General features: G+C 73.1%; 17 protein-coding genes. 6 read left to right on the forward strand and 11 right to left on the reverse strand.

Annotated elements, in window-relative coordinates; genetic code table 11:
• Positions 1 to 953: 953 nt before the first annotated feature.
• Positions 954 to 1,703: a hypothetical protein gene (locus ABZU32_RS09300; RefSeq protein ID WP_354919403.1), complete on the forward strand. Its 750-nt coding sequence runs from the start codon at positions 954 to 956 to the stop codon at positions 1,701 to 1,703.
• A 20-nt stretch (positions 1,704 to 1,723) separates the two neighbouring features.
• Here the strand turns inward: ABZU32_RS09300 and ABZU32_RS09305 are convergent, their stop codons facing one another.
• The 7 genes from ABZU32_RS09305 to ABZU32_RS09335 form a co-directional block, all read right to left on the reverse strand.
• Complete coding sequence (locus ABZU32_RS09305; RefSeq protein ID WP_354919406.1) at positions 1,724 to 3,076, reverse strand: HAMP domain-containing sensor histidine kinase; 1,353 nt, start codon at positions 3,074 to 3,076, stop codon at positions 1,724 to 1,726.
• 81 nt (positions 3,077 to 3,157) lie between these two features.
• The gene (locus tag ABZU32_RS09310) at positions 3,158 to 4,138 is read right to left on the reverse strand and encodes a M24 family metallopeptidase (protein ID WP_354919408.1); all 981 of its coding nucleotides are present in this window, start codon (positions 4,136 to 4,138) and stop codon (positions 3,158 to 3,160) included.
• The gene (locus tag ABZU32_RS09315) at positions 4,135 to 5,049 is read right to left on the reverse strand and encodes an ABC transporter ATP-binding protein (RefSeq protein WP_354919411.1); all 915 of its coding nucleotides are present in this window, start codon (positions 5,047 to 5,049) and stop codon (positions 4,135 to 4,137) included. The genes ABZU32_RS09310 and ABZU32_RS09315 overlap by 4 nt, the downstream gene beginning before the upstream one ends.
• The gene (locus ABZU32_RS09320; RefSeq protein WP_354919414.1) at positions 5,046 to 5,858 is read right to left on the reverse strand and encodes an ABC transporter ATP-binding protein; all 813 of its coding nucleotides are present in this window, start codon (positions 5,856 to 5,858) and stop codon (positions 5,046 to 5,048) included. The genes ABZU32_RS09315 and ABZU32_RS09320 overlap by 4 nt, the downstream gene beginning before the upstream one ends.
• Positions 5,855 to 6,736 carry an ABC transporter permease gene (locus ABZU32_RS09325; protein ID WP_354850843.1) on the reverse strand — a complete coding sequence of 294 codons (882 nt, stop codon included), beginning with the start codon at positions 6,734 to 6,736 and terminating at the stop codon, positions 5,855 to 5,857. The genes ABZU32_RS09320 and ABZU32_RS09325 overlap by 4 nt, the downstream gene beginning before the upstream one ends.
• Before the next feature lie 31 nt (positions 6,737 to 6,767).
• Complete coding sequence (locus ABZU32_RS09330; protein WP_354919417.1) at positions 6,768 to 8,006, reverse strand: ABC transporter permease; 1,239 nt, start codon at positions 8,004 to 8,006, stop codon at positions 6,768 to 6,770.
• Positions 7,981 to 9,597 (reverse strand): ABC transporter substrate-binding protein, encoded by a 1,617-nt coding sequence (locus ABZU32_RS09335; protein ID WP_354919420.1) that lies wholly within the window; start codon positions 9,595 to 9,597, stop codon positions 7,981 to 7,983. The genes ABZU32_RS09330 and ABZU32_RS09335 overlap by 26 nt, the downstream gene beginning before the upstream one ends.
• 119 nt (positions 9,598 to 9,716) lie before the next feature.
• Here ABZU32_RS09335 and ABZU32_RS09340 point away from each other — a divergent pair, with 119 nt between their 5' ends.
• Positions 9,717 to 10,367: an Lrp/AsnC family transcriptional regulator gene (locus tag ABZU32_RS09340; protein ID WP_354850851.1), complete on the forward strand. Its 651-nt coding sequence runs from the start codon at positions 9,717 to 9,719 to the stop codon at positions 10,365 to 10,367.
• Between the two features lie 2 nt (positions 10,368 to 10,369).
• On the opposite strand, the gene ABZU32_RS09345 is transcribed toward ABZU32_RS09340, so the two are convergent.
• Positions 10,370 to 10,801, reverse strand: a complete 432-nt coding sequence (locus tag ABZU32_RS09345; RefSeq protein WP_354919423.1) for a hypothetical protein — start codon at positions 10,799 to 10,801, stop codon at positions 10,370 to 10,372.
• Positions 10,802 to 11,068: 267 nt separating this feature from the next.
• On the opposite strand from ABZU32_RS09345, the gene ABZU32_RS09350 reads away from it, so the two are divergent.
• Both ABZU32_RS09350 and ABZU32_RS09355 read left to right on the forward strand, forming a co-directional pair.
• Positions 11,069 to 12,607, forward strand: a complete 1,539-nt coding sequence (locus tag ABZU32_RS09350; RefSeq protein WP_354919426.1) for an AMP-binding protein — start codon at positions 11,069 to 11,071, stop codon at positions 12,605 to 12,607.
• A gap of 177 nt (positions 12,608 to 12,784) precedes the next feature.
• Entirely contained in the window at positions 12,785 to 13,162 is a 378-nt protein-coding gene (locus ABZU32_RS09355) for a hypothetical protein (RefSeq protein ID WP_354919429.1), read from the forward strand.
• Between the two features lie 143 nt (positions 13,163 to 13,305).
• Here the strand turns inward: ABZU32_RS09355 and ABZU32_RS09360 are convergent, their stop codons facing one another.
• Positions 13,306 to 14,754: a S41 family peptidase gene (locus tag ABZU32_RS09360; protein WP_354919432.1), complete on the reverse strand. Its 1,449-nt coding sequence runs from the start codon at positions 14,752 to 14,754 to the stop codon at positions 13,306 to 13,308.
• 88 nt (positions 14,755 to 14,842) lie between these two features.
• On the opposite strand from ABZU32_RS09360, the gene ABZU32_RS09365 reads away from it, so the two are divergent.
• Both ABZU32_RS09365 and ABZU32_RS09370 read left to right on the forward strand, forming a co-directional pair.
• Positions 14,843 to 15,496: a response regulator transcription factor gene (locus ABZU32_RS09365; RefSeq protein WP_354919434.1), complete on the forward strand. Its 654-nt coding sequence runs from the start codon at positions 14,843 to 14,845 to the stop codon at positions 15,494 to 15,496.
• Positions 15,493 to 16,740: an ATP-binding protein gene (locus ABZU32_RS09370; protein WP_354919437.1), complete on the forward strand. Its 1,248-nt coding sequence runs from the start codon at positions 15,493 to 15,495 to the stop codon at positions 16,738 to 16,740. The genes ABZU32_RS09365 and ABZU32_RS09370 overlap by 4 nt, the downstream gene beginning before the upstream one ends.
• Before the next feature lie 26 nt (positions 16,741 to 16,766).
• Here the strand turns inward: ABZU32_RS09370 and ABZU32_RS09375 are convergent, their stop codons facing one another.
• Together ABZU32_RS09375 and menC are read right to left on the reverse strand one after the other, a co-directional pair.
• Entirely contained in the window at positions 16,767 to 17,093 is a 327-nt protein-coding gene (locus ABZU32_RS09375) for a nuclear transport factor 2 family protein (RefSeq protein WP_354919440.1), read from the reverse strand.
• Positions 17,094 to 17,236: 143 nt separating this feature from the next.
• Complete coding sequence (menC, locus tag ABZU32_RS09380) at positions 17,237 to 18,343, reverse strand: o-succinylbenzoate synthase (RefSeq protein ID WP_354919443.1); 1,107 nt, start codon at positions 18,341 to 18,343, stop codon at positions 17,237 to 17,239.
• Between the last annotated feature and the right edge of the window lie 5 nt (positions 18,344 to 18,348).

Below are 18,348 nucleotides of genomic sequence, written 5' to 3' on the forward strand. Positions count from 1 at the left end.
TACCGCGACGGGCCCGGCCATACCGTGCAATACCGCGTCAGGCCAGGCTATTTCGGAGTATCCAGAGTATTCCGGGCTGGAGCGTATCCGCGCCGGCCGCGCTGTGCCGGGCCGTTCGGTGACGTGATTTGGGCAGGTTGGGGCCTCTACTGGCGAGTATTCAATGCCATTTCCGGTACTGGTGGGTCTGATGGGATCACGTGCACCACAATGGAAATATGGCTTATCCTCCCCAGTCGCCCCAGCCCCAGCCGAGGGATGAGGACCCGTACCAGCCGATGGGAGGGCCCCCGGCGCCGCCACCCGGATACGGCTCGCCGGCCGATGCGCCGCAGGAGCAGGGGCACGGGGCATACCCACCGCCGGGCGCGGAGCCGCACCCGGGGATGGGATATCCGCCGCCGGGGGCGGGGCCGTACCCCGGCCAGGGGTACCCGCCATCAGGCGCAGGGCCATTCCAGGGTGGAGGAATGTCCCAGGGCGGAGGAGCGCCCGAGGCCGGAGGAGTGCCCCAGGGTGGAGGGGCGTACCCGGGTGGAGGGTCGTACCCGGGGCCGTACTCGGACGGCAGGACGCTCGTCGACGGGGGGTACCCGTCCGGAGCGGGAACGTCCCAGGCCGGCGGGCCGTATGCGGGTCGGGGGCCTTATCCGGGTGAAGGGCCTTATCCGGGTGGAGGGGCGCCCGCCGACGGGGGATACCCGTCGGGCGCGGGGGCGTCCCAGGGTGGGGCGCCGTATCCCGGTGCGGGGTACCCGCCGAGCGGCGGAGGGCCGTATCCCGATCAGGGGCGTCAGTCGCCCGGCGGAGGGCCGTATCCCGATCAGGGGCGCCAGTTGCCGGGCGGAGGGCCGTACCCGGAGCAGGGACGCCCGATGCCCGGCGGAGGGCCGTATCCCGCGCAGGGGTACCAGATGCCGGGCGGGGGGCCGTATCCGGGCGGGGGATATCCAATGCCGGGCCAGGGGCCGCCGCCGCCCGCCAAGAGCGGTAAGGGTGTGCTCGTCGGGCTGATCATCGGTTTCACCGTCGTGCTGCTGGGCGGCGGGGCCGTGCTGGCGGTCATCTACGCCAACTCCAAGCCGGCCAGGCGCGACGTGGCGGTGCAGGTGCCGACCTTCGATCCGCCCACGGACCGGGTGGCGCCGTCCGCCGACCCCTCCGCCGAGGAGTCGCCCGCGAGTGAGCCCGGCGAGCCGACGGCGGCTCCCAGCCAGACCGCGACGTCGCGCCGGACCGAGCCGGGGACCCGGCTCACCAGCGCGGAGTTCGACGACTGGAACTTCAAGTTGGGGAGCGTCAAGTACAGCGCGCGCAAGGTCGGCGGCTGGGACTACGACAGCTGCGCTTCAGTCGACGGCAAGGGCGTGCTGGCCAGGTACGGCTGCGACCGCGCCGTCCAGGTCGCCTACTCCGCCTACGGCGGCAACCTCAAGGCCGTGCAGATCCTGCTGGCCTTCTCCGCCGAGACGGACGCGAAGACGGTCGCCGCCCGGCTGCAGAAGCTCTCGTCCGACGCGGTGAGATGGCGCCGGGACCAGACGCACGCGAGCTACGCTTACGGCAAGATCCGCTGGGGCCAGACCGGGAACTACGTGGTGGTCACGGTCGTCACCGCCACCAGGGCGGCCGCCGCGAAGGCCCCGAAGTTCCACGGCTATCTGCAGTCGGACACCCAGAGCTACTTCGTGTTCCGGCACTAGCGGCCGCCGGCGGGGGGCGGTCAGGGGCCGCTCAGCAGGGGGAGCCGCAGGACGAAGCGGGTGCCGACCGGGGAGTCCTCGATGACCAGCGTCCCGTCGTGGTGCTGGGCGATGTCGCGGGCGATGGCCAGCCCGAGGCCGGTGCCCTGCTTGTCCTTCTCGCGGCCCGAGGGCAACCGGGTGAAGCGCTGGAACACCAGCTCCCGCTTGTCGGGAGGGATGCCCTCCCCGTCGTCGATCACCTGGAGCTCGGCGGTCGCGCTGTGACGTTCGACGATGACGGTCACCGTGGAGGTGGCGTGCCGCTCGGCGTTGTCCAGCAGGTTGGTCAGCAGCCGCAGCAACTGGAGCCGGTCGCCGCTGACGACCACGCCGGGACGCAGGTGCAGCACGACGCGCCTGCGCCGGGGGCGGCGGCCGACCTCGGTGCGCACCAGTTCGGCCAGGTTGATGTAGCTGCGCGAGATCTTCTCACCGGCGTCGAGCTTGGCCAGCACCAGCAGGTCGGTGACGATGGCCTGCAGCCGGTCCAGGCTCGAGACCAGAGCTTCGGCGATCTTCATCCAGTCGGCGTCCTCCGGGTGCAGCAGGGCCTCCTCCACCTGCGTGCGCATGGCGGTGATGGGGCTGCGCAGGTCGTGGCCGGCGTCGGAGGCGAAGCGCCGCTGTTGCTCGACCGCCTGCTGCAGGCGGTCCAGGGTCTGGTTGACGGTGACGGCGAGGGCGCTCAGCTCGTCGTGGCGCGCGGAGACCGGCACCCGGCGGCTGAGATCCGAGACGGTGATCTCGGCCAGCTCGAGGCACACGTTCTCGACGGGCGCGAGCGCCCAGCGCACAAGACGGTGCGTCCCGACGGCGGTGGCTCCGGTCAGCGCGAGGCAGGCGCTGCCGACCAGCAGGAACAGGACAGGGTTCACATACCAGGGGATGGGCTCCCCGACGCCGTACATCGTGTAGTCGCCCTCGGGCCGGTAGACGCGCAGCGCCACGACGTCCGGGCACCTGTCCGGGAATCCCGGCGGTGAGCAGACCCTCTGGAAGGCGACCACGGCCTTCTCCGACGGGACGAACCGGGCCATCGGCGGCAGGCCCCGCAGATCGGGGGTCGCCGCCAGCACGCGGCCCGAGTTGTCCACGACCTGGATGTGCCATGCCTGGCCCTCAGGCGGCAGGACGGACCTCATCCTGCCCTCGTGGAGCATGCGGGAGACGTGCATGAGGTTCGCCACGATCTCCTGGCGCTGGTGGGACTCCGCGAGCCGGTACAGTCCGATGAAAACGAGCACGCTCGCGCCCACGCATAGCAAGGCCGTCATGACGCTGGCGACCCACGTCAGCCTGGTCCGCACGGACCAGTCGCGCCAGAGCCTCACTGAGCCCCCTTGTCCGCCTCGTGATCACCCTAAATCCGCATCATTCGAGGTCAGGCCAGTGAAAGGGCAAGATGACACAAACTATGGATCAAGGACATGTAGTGTGCGGGGTGCGTGGTTCATCGTCCGCACCCCACTTTCGGTGCATTCCACTACGTCTCCGACTCGCGCTCCGTAAAGGTCGGGTACCTGGATCCCCGGCTCGACCGTCAGGGTCATGCCCGGGGCGAGCACGGTGCGGTCGGCGGCGGTGAGCCAGGGGCCCTCCTGCGGCTCCAGCCCGACGCCCTGCCCCGTCGCCCGCGTGACGTAGGGCCCGTACCCGCTCTCGTCCAGCACCCTCCAGGCGGCCGCGTCCACCTCGGCGGCCGTCGCGCCCGGCCGCACGGCTTCGGCGGCGGCGTCGCGGGCCGACAGCAGCACCGCGTGCAGCGCCTCGAAGTCCTCCGGCGGCTCGGCCACGACGAACGCGCGGCTCGCGTGCGCGTGGTAGCCGCCCGACCGCGCCGTGACCCGCACCGCCACCGCGTCGCCCGGGTTGATGACGCGGCCGGAGGGCACGTGCCGCGGCCTCGCCGTGTTCTCGCCGGCCGCGACCACCACCGAGACCCGGGCCTCGTCACCGGCCTCCGCGGCCAGCCGGCGGGCCATGCCCTCCTCGGTGGCGCCGAACCAGGACGGCTCGCGCGCGGCCGACAGGACGCGGTCGGCCGCCGCGGCGGCCCGTTCGATCGCGGCGACCTCCTCGGGGCGCTTGCGCATCCGCAGCGGGTCCAGCACCGCCGAGGCCAGCACCAGGTCGGCGTCCACCCGCAGCACGAACAGCTCGTGCGCCCGCATCTGCGCGTCCACCCCCACCCGCGACACCGAGGCGGGGATCAGCCCGGCCGCCTCGGCGGCGTCGGAGGCGAACCCCGGCGGCAGGCCGGGGACCAGCACGAGGAACCCCGAAGCGTCGTGCCCGGCGACGTACCGCAGGTCGGGCGAGGGGCGCAGCACCAGCGCGTCCAGGCCCGCCTCGGCCATCCGCGCGAGGACGGCCTCCATGACCTCCCCGGTCATGCGGGCGGATGCAGCCAGCACGCCACCGGCCCGAACGCCGGCTCCTTCTCGGCGCACACGTCCATCGCCACCGGGCACCGCGGATGGAAGCGGCATCCGGACGGCGGGTCCGCCGGGTCGGGCACGTCCCCGGGCAGCTCCTCCGGAAGCCGACCGAGGCCGTCCGGTTCGGGGATGGCCCGCAGCAGCGCCTGGGTGTAGGGGTGGCGGGGCTCGGCCCAGACCTCGGCGGTCGGCCCGGTCTCCACGATCTTCCCCAGGTACATCACCGCGATGCGGTCGGCGATCAGCCGCACCACCGACAGGTCGTGGCTGATGAACAGCAGCCCCGCACCCGACTCCACCGCGAGGTTGCGCATCAGCGTGGCCACCTGCGCCTGGGCGGAGGCGTCCAGCGCCGAGATCGGCTCGTCGCCGATGAGCAGCGACGGGCGGGCCGCCAGCGCCCGGGCGATCGCGATGCGCTGGCGCTGCCCGCCGGAGAACTCGTGCGGGTAGCGCTCGGCCATGTGCCCGGGCAGGCCGACCCGTTCCAGCATGCCGGCGGGCGTGGTCTCGCGGTCGCCGGCCGCCGCCAGGCCGTCGGCGATCTGGGCGCCGACCCGCCGCCGCGGGTTCAGCGAGGCGTAGGGGTCCTGGAACACCATCTGGATCTTGGCGAGCGCCGGGTCCCTGCGGCGCAGGCCGAGCGGGGTGACCGGGCCGCCCTCGAACGCGATGGCGCCGCCGCCGGCCGGGACCAGCCCGCACACGGCGCGGGCCAGCGTCGACTTGCCGCAGCCTGACTCCCCGACCAGGCCGACCACCTCGCCGGCCGCCACGCTGAGGCTGGCCCCCGCGACCGCCCGCACGGCCGGCCTGCCGGGCGTCCGGTAGTCCACGACCAGGTCCCGCACGTCCAGCATGCTCATGACTCCTCCCTCGGCAGCGCGTCCAGTAGCGCCCGGGTGTAGGGATGCTCAGGTTCCCGCAGGACCCGGCCGCGCGGGCCGGTCTCCAGCACCAGCCCCTCCCGCATCACGCTGACGTCGTCGGCGACCGCCGACATGACGCCGAGGTCGTGCGTCACCAGCAGCACGGCGAGCCCGAGGTCGTCGCACAGGCTCCTGATCAGGCGCAGCACGCCCGCCTGGACGGTCACGTCCAGCGCGGTGGTCGGCTCGTCGGCGATCAGCACCTTCGGGCCGCAGGCCAGGGCGATCGCGATCGCGACGCGCTGGCGCATGCCGCCGGAGAACTGGTGCGGATAGCGGTCGAAGGCCGCCGCCGGACCGGGGATGCGGACCTTCCCGAGCAGGTCGACCGCCCGCGCCCGCGCCTCGGCCCTGCCCAGGCGCAGATGGTGCCGCATGTGCTCGGTGATCTGCCGGCCGACGGTCAGCATCGGGTGCAGGCTCGTCGCCGGGTCCTGGAACACCATGGCGATGTCGCGTCCCCGCACGGCGTTCAGGTCGCGCTGCGAAAGGGCGAGCAGGTCGCGGCCCTCCAGCGCGACGCGGCCGCCCGCGCGGGCGCCGTGCGGCAGCAGCCCGAGCGCGGCCAGCCCGGTCATCGTCTTGCCCGAGCCGCTCTCGCCGGCCAGTCCGTGCACGCGTCCCGGGCGCAGCAGCAGGTCCACCCCGCGCAGGATCTCGTGCCCGCCGATCGAGACGGTCAGCCCTTCGACGCTCAGCACCGGCGCGGCGTCCTCGCGGTCGTCCAGGCGGTCGTTCACGGTCACAGCGCACGCTCCTTGATGGCGCGCGCTGTGCGCGGGTCCAGGGCGTCGCGCAGCGTGTCGCCGAGGAAGTTGAAGGCGAGCACCACGGTCAGGATGGCCAGGCCCGGGAAGGTCGCGACCCACCAGCTGTCGAAGACCTCGACGCCGGAGGCGACCATCGCGCCCCACTCGGGGGAGGGCGGCTTGGCGCCGAGCCCGAGGAAGGACAGGCCCGACAGCAGCAGCAGCGCGGTGCCGATGTCCAGCGTCGCCAGCACCAGGATGGGGCCGGTCACGTTGGGCAGCACGTCCACGCGCAGCGACTTCCAGGCCGAGAAGCCGAGCAGCCGGCCGCTGAGCACGAACTCGCGCTCGCGCATGCCGAGCACCAGGCCGCGCGTCACCCGGGCGTAGGCGGGCCAGGCCACCACCAGCACGGCCAGCACCGCGTTGGTGAGGCTGGCGCCGAGGGCGGCGGCGACGACCATGGCGAGGATGACGGTGGGGAAGGCGAAGACCAGGTCGGCCAGCCGCATGATCCCCTCGCCGACCCATCTACCGAAATATCCGGCGCAGGCGCCGAGGACGCCGCCGATCAGCAGCGACAGCACCACCAGCAGCAACGTCAGCGGGATGGACACCCGCGCCCCGTACATGACCCGGGACAGGATGTCGCGGCCGAGCTGGTCGGTGCCGAACCAGTGCCCGGGACCGGGGGAGGCCAGCCTCGGCAGGTCCTGCGCCAGCGGGTCGTGCGGCGCGAGCAGCGGGGCCGCGACGGCGACGACCAGCCAGGCGAGCGCGACCACCGCGCCCACGACGGCGAGCGGCTGCCGCCACGCCTCCGGCAGGCGCGCCAGCACGCCCTTCCTGTCCGGCGGGCCGGGAAGGATCCTCACGCCGGCCCCCCTCCGCGGCGGACGCGGGCGATCACGACAGCCTCACTCTCGGGTCGATGATCCCGTACAGGACGTCGACCACCAGGTTGATCAGGACGTACACCAGGCCGACCACCAGGCCGACGCCCATGACGGCGGGCAGGTCGAGCGTCGTGGCGCTCTTGTAGGCGTACTGGCCGATGCCGGGACGGGCGAAGACCGACTCCACCAGCACCGTGCCCGACAGCAGGCTGCCGAACGCCAGACCGGCCACCGTGATGATCGGCACCAGCGCCGACCGCAGCACGTACCGGAAAAGGATCACCCGTCCGGGCAGGCCCTTGGCCCGCGCCGCGCGCACGTAGTCCTGCCCGAGCACCTCCAGCACCGCCGAGCGCGTGAAACGGGTCAGCAGGCCGATGGTGTAGGCGGCCAGCACCAGCGCCGGGGTGATCAGGTGCCCCGCGGCCGAGGCGAACACGTCCCATTGGCCGGCGATCGCGGCGTCGAGCGTGTAGAGCCCCGTGACGGCCGGCGGCGCGCTGAGGTCCGGCGCGACGCGGCCGCTGCCCGGGGTGATCTGCAGCCGGAAGAAGAACACGTAGAAGGCGACCAGGGCCAGCCAGAAGGTCGGCACCGAGATGCCGACCAGGCTCAGCACGCGCAGCACCTGGTCCGACAGCCGGTCGCGGCGCAGCGCGGCGACCACGCCGAACGCGACGCCCGCCACCAGCGAGATCAGGATCGCCCCGCCCGCCAGCTCGATCGTCGCCGGCACGAACTCCGCCAGGTCGTCCAGCACCGGACGGTGGCTCTGCTGGCTCAGCCCGAGGTCGCCGTGCAGCAGCCCGCCGAGGTAGGTCAGGTACTGCGCCGGCAGCGGCTTGTCCAGGCCGTGCTCGGCCCGGAACTGCGCCACGATCGCCGGGTCGCCGAGGGCCCGCTGGCCGAGGTTGGCGGTGACCGGGTCGCCGGGGACCAGGTTGGTCAGGACGAAGGTGACCAGCGTGATGCCGAACCCGAGCAGCACCGCGACCGCGATCCGGCGGGCCAGGAACCGCGCCAGGGGATGCCGCCGGCGACCGCGCCCGCCCGCCCGCGGGCCGCCCCCGTCGTTCACGCGGGCGCCGCCGTCGTCATGCTTCGCGCCGTCGTCGCGCGCGCCCGGACCGATGCCACCGTCGTGGTCGCCGGGACGTGCGCCGCCGTCGTCCTGGTCGCCCGGCCGGGCGGCACGGCCTCGCGCCGCGCCGCCCGCCGGGTCGTCACTTGGTGCCGAGGGCCGCGACATCGACCGTCCACACCGGGTGGAACTGGAGCCCGGTCACCGAGGCCGCCGTCACGATGTTCTGGCTCGGCTGGATCAGCGGGATGAACGGACCGGAGGCGTTGAGCTTGTTCTGGATGTCGGTGTAGAGCTGCTTGCGCGTGTCGTCGCCGACCGTCGAGGCCGCCTTGTCGCCCAGGGCCGACAGGTCCTTGTCGGCCCCGTCCTTCCAGCCGGCGCGCAGGCCGACCGTCTTGCCGGGCAGGAAGGCCAGGTAGTCCGTCGGGTCCGGGTAGTCGGGGCCCCAGTACCACAGGCCCAGCTCCTCCTTGCCGTTGCGGTAGTTGTCCAGCGCGGTCGCCACCGGCCCGGGGGCCAGCTCGACGGTGATGCCGACCTCCTTGAGGTTGGCCTGGATCCGCTCGGCGAACGGCTGGAACGACAGGCCCTGCAGGGTGAGGTCGCTCGGGTACTCCAGCTTGATCGACGGGTTGCTCACCCCGCTGGCCGCCACGGCGGCCTTGGCGCCCTCGACGTCCCGCTTGACCGCCTGGTCGGCGGGCAGCGCGCCCAGCAGCATCGTCGGGATGACGCCCGGCGCCTGCACCGAGCCCTCGCCGGCCAGCTCCAGCAGGCCCTGGTAGTCGACGCCCTTGCGGACGGCCTCGACGATCTTGGGGTTGCTGGTGACCGCGCTGACGCCCGGGTTCTGGTTGGCCAGCAGGAACACGACGTTGGCCGAGGCGGTCTTGACGGTCGGCAGGTTCGCGGGGACGCCCTTGACCTGGTCGCCGGACAGGTCCAGCGCGACCTGGCTGTCGCCCCGCTGGACGTTCAGCTTCTGGGTGGCCGACTCGACGTTGCGGATGACCACCTTGGTGTAGGTGGGCTTGCGGGCGCCCCAGTACTTCGGATTGACCTTCAGCACCACCTGCGAGGAGGTGTTGAAGGACTCGATCTCGTAGGGCCCGGAGCCGGCGGAGGCGCCGTTGAGGTACTGCTCGGCCTTGTCGGAGGAGTCGGCGGTGCCGCCGTGCTCCTTGACGACCTTGGAGTTCAGGATGCCCAGCGCCGGGTTCGGCAGGATGAACGGCAGCTCGGGCCGCGGCGTCTTGGAGGTCAGCGTGACCGTCGACTCGTCGGTCTTGGCCACCTCGACGCCGTCCAGCAGGAAGGACGGGTTGCCCTTCAGGTCGCGGACGCGGTTGAGGGAGAACACGACGTCGTCGGCGGTGACGGGGGAGCCGTCGGAGAACGTGGCGCCCTGGCGCAGCTTCAGCGTCAGCGTCTTGCCGTCCGGGGACTGCTCGTAGGACTCGGCGAGGGAGGGGACCGGCTTGGTGACGTCCGAGCCCTCGAAGGTCAGCAGGGTGTCGTAGAGCGCCTTGCCGATGATCAGGCCGGTCGGCTCGTAGTTGCGGCCGGGGTCGGCGGTCTTGAGGGTGAAGGACGCGTCCATCACCAGGGTCTTGCTCGTGCCGCCGCCGCCCTGCGACGACGTGGTGGACGTGCTGCCACCGGAGCAGGCGGCGAGGGAGAGCGCGCCGGTGAGCAGGACCGGCAGCAGAGCCGCCCTCGCCTGCCATGCCGTACGGCGCCGCGAGCGGGTCGCCATTCTGTGTCCTCCGGAATTGGGCTATGTAGACGATTGTTAGCGTGTGGTCCAGGATTGTCCGATAAAACGTCCAGCTCATGGCAGAGGGCCGAGACGGATAGAGCGCATGGGAACGATGTATGACCGAAATGTCAAGCACGCCACCGTCCGGGACCGGGGTCCCTGGACGGATCGGCATCGGCCTGCAGCTCGACGCCGTCCACATGAAGATCCTGCAGGTGCTGCGGGAGAACGGCCGCATCTCCGTGGCCGCCCTCGCCGAACGGGTCGGGATCTCCCGGGCGAGCGCCTACACCAGGTTCGAGGCGCTGCGCGCCGACGGGGTGATCAAGAAGTTCACCGCCGAGGTCGACCACGTGCGCGCCGGGCTCGGCATCACCGCCCTGGTCTTCGTCACCGTGCGCCAGCAGATGTGGAAGCAGTTCCGCGCCCAGCTCGCCCAGATGCCCGAGGTGGAGTACTGCGCGATCACCACCGGGCAGCACGACGCGATGATCCAGGTGCGGATGCCCGACGTCGCCGCCGTGCACGCGCTGGTCACCGAGCGGCTGGCGAGCATCCCCGCGGTCAAGGCCACCGAGACCGTCTTCATCCTGGACGAGGTGCTCAAGCGGCCCTACGTGCTGCCCTCCGACGGCCGCCCCCGCCAGGCCCCCCGCCGCCCGCCCGCCGCCGACCCGGCCCCGCAGCCTTCGTCGAACGTCCCCCTCGGCAAGATGCGCTTCGTGGGCGCCGCCGAAGGCCGCGCCCACCTCCACAAGGACCCCTGACCTCAGGCCGGGCGGATCTCCTCGCAGACGCTGACCTGCGGGGTGTCGTCGCCGTCGAAGGCGAACTCCTCGACCAGGCGCAGGCGGCCGTCGGGCAGCGACTCGATCCGGCTGGTGCTGCGGCCGGCCGCCCTGCCGCCGGCCTTGAGCGCGTGCGCGTAGGTGAGCTCGATCCGGTCGTCGTCCCGGGTGCCGACGAAGCGGCCGTGGATGACGGTGTCGCCGGTGTAGCCGCCCCAGATGACCCCGTTGGCCTCCCGGTAGTGGAAGCGCGTGGGCTCGTCGGCGTTCACCTCGCTCGCGGTCGAGCTGACCATGGCGAAGGCGCGGCCGTCGAGCAGGTCGCCGGAGGCGCCGGGGGGACCGGACAGGCCGGGGGAACCCGAGGTGTCGGGGGAACCGGAGAGGCCGGGGGAAGGAGTCGTGTCGCTCACGTCTCCGCATCGTGCCCGTCTGGGCGACGGGCGCAAGCCGGGTTGGACGTTTCGCTCACCGAGCCGGAGTCGCGCGGTGATCTGTCTGCGGCGTCCCACCGGACCGAGCGATGTTCTGTACAACGGGCTCCGGGGGTTCAGGAGAGCAATGTTCTGGGGACGGAGTATCTGAGCCGGCTCCGCGCCTCGGCCGACCGTCCCGGGACGGGGAGCGGGGAGGGCGGACCGGCCGCACGCCTCGACCACCGCCCGCGACGAGGAGCGCCCATGGACATCAGCGAGCTGCCCGGCTTCTACGCGATCGCCGCCGCCGACCCCGGCCGCAGGGCCGTCGTCGACGCCGACGGCGCGGTCACCACCTACGGCGAGCTGCTGGCCCGCGCGAACCGGGTCTCCCACGGGTTGCGGGACCACGGCCTGGTCAAGGGCGACGTCGTGGCGGGCGTGCTGCCGAACGGGATCGACGCCGTGGTCATGCTGCTGGCGATCGGGCAGATCGGCCTGTACTACGTACCCGTCAACTGGCACCTGACCGCGGCCGAGATCGCCTACATCCTCGGCGACTGCGACGCCCGCGTCGTCGTCCACGGCGACACCGCCGACGGCGCGCTCGCGGGCACCGTCAAGGACGCCTGCGCCGCCGCCGGGATCGCGGCCGAGGCGACCTTCGCAGGGTGCGCCGGCCTGGCCGAGGGCATGCCGGCCGGTCCGCCGCCGGACCGGTCGAGCGGCTCGGTCATGTGGTACACCTCGGGCACCACCGGCTTCCCCAAGGGCGTGCAGCGGCCGCTGCCGGCCTCGCCGCCCGAGCGGTCCGTCCCGGGCACCAGGTTCTTCGTCGGCGAGGTCTGCGACCTGCGGCCCGGCGACGAGGTCCACCTGGTCACCTCGCCGATGTACCACTCGGCGCCGTGCGCGCACACCCAGATCGCCCTCCACCTCGGGCACACCGTGGTCATCGCCCCCCGGTTCGACCCGGTGGTCATCCTGGAGCTGATCGAGCGCCACCGGGTGACCAACGCGATGATGGTGCCGACCATGTTCCACCGCATGCTCCGCCTGCCCGACGAGGTCAAGAAGCGGTACGACCTGTCCTCGCTGCGCCAGGTGGTCCACACCGGCGCCGCCTGCCCGGTGGCGGTCAAGAAGGAGATCATGGACTGGTGGGGGCCGGTGCTCTACGAGTACTACGGCTCCACCGAGTCCGCCATCGCCTTCGCCGTCAAGCCCCGCGAGTGGCTGGCCCGCCCGGGCACCGTCGGCCGTCCCGCGCCGTCCTTCGAGGTGCGGGTCCTGGACGAGCACGGTGACGAGCTGCCACCCGGCGAGCCCGGCATGATCTACCTGTCCTCCTCCCTGGGGGCCTTCCAGTACCGCAAGGACCCCGCCCGGACCGCCGCGAGCAGGCGCGGAGAGTGGTACGCGCCCGGCGACATCGGCTACCTCGACCAGGACGGCTACCTGTTCCTGTGCGACCGCCGCACCGATCTGATCATCTCGGGCGGGGTGAACATTTACCCCGCCGAGGTCGAGGCCGCGCTGCTGGAGCACCCCGCCGTCGCGGACGTCGCCGTGGTCGGCGTCCCGGACCAGGAGTGGGGGCAGAAGGCCGTCGCGCTGGTCCAGCCCGCCCCCGGCACACCCACCGGCCCGGAGCTGACCGCCGAGCTGCTGGCCCACTGCGAGCCGCGCATCGCCCGCTTCAAGCACCCCCGGGTCATCGAGTACCGCGACGAACTGCCCCGCACCCCCACCGGCAAGCTCTCCCGCTCCCGCGTCCGCGACGCCTACCTCGACGGCCGCTGACCCTCACCACCTCGGCCGGACGCGGCCCGGGCGAGAAAGGATCATGGTCACGAGCGATTGATCGCGATGTCCGGGTGGGGGAGGATGCGTCCCGTACCTTCCTGCCGTGGTCGGTGCGATGTCCGCCGAGATGAAGGGGGAGCCATGCCGTCTCGACCGGTCGGTACCGTCTTGTCGGTGCTGGTCCTGGTGGCCGCCGGAGCCGCGGGCGTGGCGGCGTCCCTGGCGACCTCCCCCCAGGTCTCGGCGAGCGCCTCCCCCGACCTGATGGACTCTCCCTACCTGATCCCGGTATTCCTCCTGCTCGCGCTGCTCACGGGGCTCGTCGAGTGGTGGGCCGGGCGCAAGGGGTTCTGGTGGGGCATGGTGGCGCCGGCCCCGTTCCTGGCCTGGTTCGCCATGGTCGTCGTCCGCGACGAGATGGACGGCGGGAGCCAGGGCCTGTGGCCGGTCGGGCTGCTCTTCCTGCTGGTGCTGTCGCTGGTCCACGCGGCCATCGCGCTCGCGGCGGTCTCCGTGATCCCGAAGCACCGCCGCAGGCCGTCCGCGGGCTGACCCGCGCGGGCCGCCCCGCACGGCCGCCACGCGGCCTCCGTGGCCGTCCCTCGCCCCCGGACGGACGCCACGCGGCCTCCGTGGCCATCCCCGCCTCTGGAGACGGACGGCCGTCCGGGCCCGCCGGGGCGGGTGCGGGGTGCTCACAGGAGGGCGAGCGCCTTGGCCAGAGCCGGGTCGCGTCCCGTGGCGACGTCGAGGGCGGTCAGCGGGACATAGTGGTCGACCGGCACGCCGATCGTGTCGATGATCTCGCGGGCGGGCCCGAGGTGACGGACCTGCGGCAGGAGCAGGACGCCGCCGTCGCCGAGGAGGTACCCGCGTGCCGGGCCGGAGACCGCTCCGGCGGTGCGCGTCCCGATGAGGGTGCCGATGCCGTTGTCCTTGACCGCCGCGCTGAAGTCCTCGCAGGCCGAGGCGCATCCGCGGTCGGTGAGCACGACCAGGCGCAGGCCGAGCAGCGTGACGGTGTCGTCGGTGCGGTTGGCCGCGCACTCGCCCGTGAGCGGGCAGAAGTAGCTGGTCACCTTGCCGTGGGCGAAGGCGCCGAGCAGGCGCGTCACCTCGCGGGGCGACCCCCCGCCGTTGCCGCGCAGGTCCAGCACCACCGCCTTCCGCGCATCCCGCGACGCCGCGATGACCTTGTCGGCGGCGCCGTTGTCGAAGGCGGGCAACTGGACGTAGGCGACCCCGCCGGGAAGCGTCTTGGATGTCACCTCCTGGGACGGCTGCGTGACCGGCCCCTTGTGCACCTCGACCGTGCGGACCCGTCCCGTGGTCGGCCGCTTGAGGGTCAGCCGCAGCGTCGGGGAGGTGATGGCGTCGATGATGGACTGGTTCGGCTTCGTCCCGACGAACGGCGGCATGCCGTTGGCCTTCAGCACGATGTCGCCGGGCCGCACGCCGGCCTTGGCGCCGGGGCTGTCCGGCAGGACGCGGGTGATGAACATCGGCGGCCGGGCCGCCGGGTCGAGCTGCGGCCCCCGCAGCGCCGACGCGCCCACGATGCCCGTCCCGGCCGGGCCGCCCGCCGGGGGCGGGGTGGGCCACATCACGCGGGCGTGATCGTCCTGCAGCCCGGCGACCATGCCGGTGATCGCGGCTCGCACCGCGGCGGGGTCGCCTGCGCCCAGGACCTTCGCGAAGGCGGTCCAGTCGGCGTCGCGCTCGCCGGTCAGCGCCGGTAGCCGCAGGTCGGCGCGGTCGGCGCCGCGCCGCTGCAGGTCCTGGGTGTAGGCCGCTAGGGCGTTCTTCAGCAGCGTCCCGGGGTCGATGACCGGGCCGCTGTAGTAGTTGTCCAGCACGCAGTGGTACGCCACCCGGAGCGTGTCGACCGTGGTCGGCGGCAGGGGTTCCTGCGGAGGCGCCGTGGCGGGGACGCAGCCGCCGCCCGCGGCGGGGGTCGCGGCGGGAGGAGCCGACGGGGCCGCCGGCCTCAGGTGGGAAGCCGGCGGAGAAGCCGGGTTCACCAGGACGGCGGGGGCGGGGGCGGGGGCCGGCGGGGCCGACGGCTTCGGGTGGGGCGTCGCGGCGGCGGGGGCGGACACGGAGCAGGCCGCGGCGAGCACGGCGGCGCACAAGGTTCTGTTCATGACGGCCAGCGTGGCCGCAGGCGGGTTGCGCGGCCGTGAACGAAACCGTTAACGCCGCTGTTACCCCGGTTGGGGTACGAACATCGGCATGCGGGTTCTGGTGGTGGAGGACGAACGCGACCTCGCCGATCTCGTGGCGATGGGACTGCGCCGCCACGCGATGGCCGTCGACGTGGTGTACGACGGAGCCGCCGCGGCCGAACGGCTGGCGGTGCACGACTACGACGTCCTGGTGCTGGACCGGGACCTGCCGGAGACGCACGGCGACGAGGTGTGCCGCGAGCTGGTCGCGCGGGGGAGCCGCACGCGGATCCTGATGATGACGGCGGCGGCGTCGGTGCCGGAGCGGGTCGAGGGCCTCGGCATGGGGGCCGACGACTACCTGCCGAAGCCGTTCGACTACGCCGAGCTGGTCGCGCGGGTGCAGGCGCTCGGCCGGCGCAGCAGCTCGCGGGTTCCGCCCGTCCTGAGTCGGCACGGCATCGTGCTGGACGCCCACAGGTTGCAGGCGTCGCGGGACGGCCGGCACCTGCACCTGTCGCTCAAGGAATTCGCGGTCCTGGAGGTGCTGATGAGGGCCGACGGCGCGGTCGTGAGCTCCGAGCGGCTGCTCGAGGAGGCCTGGGACGAGAACGCCGACCCGTTCACCACGGTCGTGCGCGTCGTGGTCAGCCGCCTGCGCGCCAAACTCGGCGACCCGCCCTGCATCCAGACGGTCCCCGGTGCCGGATACCTGCTGTGACGACGAACCGGACGCCCGCCGCGGGCCACGCGTCCGCCGCGGCCGACGCGTACGCGGCGGGCAGGGCATCCGCTGTATCCGCTGTGACGGCGGGCCGGGCGCACGCCGCGACCGCGGGACGGACGTCCGCGGCGGCGACGGTACGGGTCCGGCTCACGCTGATCTACTCCGGGCTCTTCCTGGCGACCTCCGTCGTGCTGCTGGTCACGGTCAACGTGCTGCTGAGCCAGACGCTGCGGACGCGCATCGCGCGCGTCCCCGACGCGCCGCTCGCGCCGCCGGGGCCGGGGGGCGCGATGCCGCAGGTCCGGCCGGTGCCGCTGCCCGAGCTGGTGGACGACGTGGTCGGCCACCAGTGGGAGACGGCCACGCTGACGGTCGGCGTCCTGGCGCTGGTGTCGGTCGCCGTCGGCTGGCTGGTCGCCGGGCGCATCCTGCGGCCCGTCCACAGGATCACCGCCACCGCCCGCCGGCTGTCGGTGTCGAACCTGCACGAACGCATCGCCCTCACCGGGCCGAAGGACGAGCTCAAGGAGCTGGCCGACACCTTCGACGCGATGCTCGACCGGCTCGAGCGCTCCGTCGAGGCGCAGCGCCGGTTCATCGCCAACGCCTCCCACGAGCTGCGGACCCCGCTGGCCGTCCAGCGGGCGGCGATCGAGATCGGCCTGCCCGAGGACGTCGGCGAGATCCGTGACACACTCCTGCTCCACAACCGCCGCTCCGAGAACCTCATCGACGCCCTGCTGGTGCTCGCCCAGGCGGAACACGGCCTGGACAGCACCGGGCCGGTCGCCCTGGACGAGGTGACGCGGCTGATCGCGGCCGAGGCCGGCACCGGCGAGGTGAGCGTCACGGTGCACGCGGAGCCGCTGGTCGTCGAAGGGGACCCGGTGCTGCTGACCCGGCTGGTCACCAATCTGGTCGACAACGCCGTCCGCTACAACCACCCCGGTGGAACGGTCGCGATCACGCTCTCCCGGGGAGTCCTCACCGTCCGCAACACCGGCCCCGAGGTGCCGCCGGAACGTCTCGGCGACCTCTTCGCGCCCTTCCGGCGCCTGCACACGACCCGCGAACAGGGCAGCGGCCTCGGCCTGTCGATCGTCGCCTCGATCGCCAAGGCGCACGGCGCCGCCGTCCGCGCCACCTCCAACCCGGACGGCGGCCTGGAACTGTCGATCTCCTTCCCGCCGGGCGGGGCCGTCACGACGGCAGGGGAGGCGGCCGGCCTCAGGCGGTGATGCGCACGAGGGAGACGCGGTCGGCCTCAGCCGGTGATGCGCATGAGGGAGACGCGGTCGGCCTCGACGGTGAAGGCGAAGTCGGAGGGGCCGTTGAAGCCGTCGCCGCCGACCATGGCCGACACGACCACGGTGTCGCCGCTCTGGCGCACGCCGGTGACGGTCAGGCTCACCCGGACGCCGATGAACTCCTTGTCGCTCCAGCCGCGGATGGCCGCCGGGCCGCGGAACACCCGCCCCCAGTCGTCGACGGCGCCCTCCTCGGTGAAGGAGCCGAGGAAGTCCTCGATGTCGCCGGCGTTGGCCGCGTCCACCGCCCGCCGGACGGCGGGCGGAAGGGTGAAGGGCGTCATGGTCGTGCCTCCATGGTGCAAGATCGGTCCACGACGTTACTCCCCGTCACCGGGCCACCCGACGCCCGCGGGCCGCAGCCGGACCGCGAGGCGGCGCACGTCTATCTGGACCCGCTCGCGGATCGGGCGCGGCGTGGCCGGGGTCAGACGGGAAGCCACTGCGTCGAGGTGGTGACCTCGGCGAGGACGTCCGGCAGCGGGTCCACGCCCAGGCCGGGCCCGGTGGGGACGGCCAGGTGGCCGTCGTCCAGGACGAACGGCTCGGTGACGTCGGTGGCGTAGTAGCGGCGGGAGCCGGAGGTGTCGCCGGGCAGCGTGAAGCCCGGCAGCGCGGCCAGCGCGAGGTTGGCCGCCCGGCCGAGGCCCGTCTCCAGCATGCCGCCGCACCACACCGCGACGCCGTTCGCCCGGCACAGGTCGTGGATGCGGCGGGCCTCCAGATAGCCGCCCACCCGCCCCGGCTTGACGTTGATGATGGAGCACGCGCCGAGCGAGATGGCGGCGGCGGCGTCGCGCGCCGACTCGATCGACTCGTCCAGGCAGACCGGCGTGCGCAGCCGCCGGGCCAGGGCCGCGTGCTGCACCATGTCGTCCTCGGGCAGCGGCTGCTCGACCAGCAGCAGGCCGAACTCGTCCAGCCGGGCCAGGTGCGGGGCGTCGGCCAGGGTGTAGGCGGCGTTGGCGTCCACCTGGAGCAGCAGGTCGTCCCCGAACCGCTCGCGCACCGCCCGTACCGGTTCCACGTCCCAGCCGGGCTCGATCTTGAGCTTCACGCGCACATAGCCCTCGTCCACGTACCCGGCCACCGCGTCGAGCAGCCGGGGGACCGAGTCCATGATGCCGACGGATACCCCGCACGGCACCCGGTCGCGGGCGGCGCCGAGGAAGTCGGCGAACGAGGTGCCCGTGGCGCGCAGCTCGGCGTCCAGCACGGCCGTCAGCAGGGCGGCCTTGGCCATGCGGTGGCCCTTGAACGGCGCCAGCGCCCGCTCGGCGGCGTGGGCGCCGGCGCCGGGCAGCGCGGCGAGCGCGGGCACCAGGAAGCGCCGCAGGACCTCGGCGGCCCCGTCGACGTACTCGGAGGAGTAGAGCGGATCGGACATCGCCACGCACTCGCCCCACCCCTCGCCCTCAGGAGTGACCACCCTGACCAGCAGCACGTCGCGCTCGGTCTCGGTGCCGAACGACGTGCGGAACGGCGCGACCAGCGGCATCGCCACCCTGCGCAGCTCCACCCCAGTGATCTTCACGCCCG

The organism is Sphaerisporangium sp. NPDC005288 (assembly GCF_040607475.1).
Lineage (GTDB): Bacteria > Actinomycetota > Actinomycetes > Streptosporangiales > Streptosporangiaceae > Sphaerisporangium > Sphaerisporangium rhizosphaerae.

Bases quoted from the DNA above. Each gene is read 5' to 3' on its own strand.
- ABZU32_RS09300 (WP_354919403.1), top strand. From the start codon at position 954: ATGCCGGGCCAGGGGCCGCCGCCGCCCGCCAAGAGCGGTAAGGGTGTG.
- ABZU32_RS09310 (WP_354919408.1), bottom strand. From the start codon at position 4,138: ATGACCGGGGAGGTCATGGAGGCCGTCCTCGCGCGGATGGCCGAGGCG.
- ABZU32_RS09315 (WP_354919411.1), bottom strand. From the start codon at position 5,049: ATGAGCATGCTGGACGTGCGGGACCTGGTCGTGGACTACCGGACGCCC.
- ABZU32_RS09330 (WP_354919417.1), bottom strand. From the start codon at position 8,006: ATGTCGCGGCCCTCGGCACCAAGTGACGACCCGGCGGGCGGCGCGGCG.
- ABZU32_RS09335 (WP_354919420.1), bottom strand. From the start codon at position 9,597: ATGGCGACCCGCTCGCGGCGCCGTACGGCATGGCAGGCGAGGGCGGCT.
- ABZU32_RS09340 (WP_354850851.1), top strand. From the start codon at position 9,717: ATGACCGAAATGTCAAGCACGCCACCGTCCGGGACCGGGGTCCCTGGA.
- ABZU32_RS09350 (WP_354919426.1), top strand. From the start codon at position 11,069: ATGGACATCAGCGAGCTGCCCGGCTTCTACGCGATCGCCGCCGCCGAC.
- ABZU32_RS09360 (WP_354919432.1), bottom strand. From the start codon at position 14,754: ATGAACAGAACCTTGTGCGCCGCCGTGCTCGCCGCGGCCTGCTCCGTG.
- ABZU32_RS09365 (WP_354919434.1), top strand. From the start codon at position 14,843: ATGCGGGTTCTGGTGGTGGAGGACGAACGCGACCTCGCCGATCTCGTG.
- ABZU32_RS09375 (WP_354919440.1), bottom strand. From the start codon at position 17,093: ATGACGCCCTTCACCCTTCCGCCCGCCGTCCGGCGGGCGGTGGACGCG.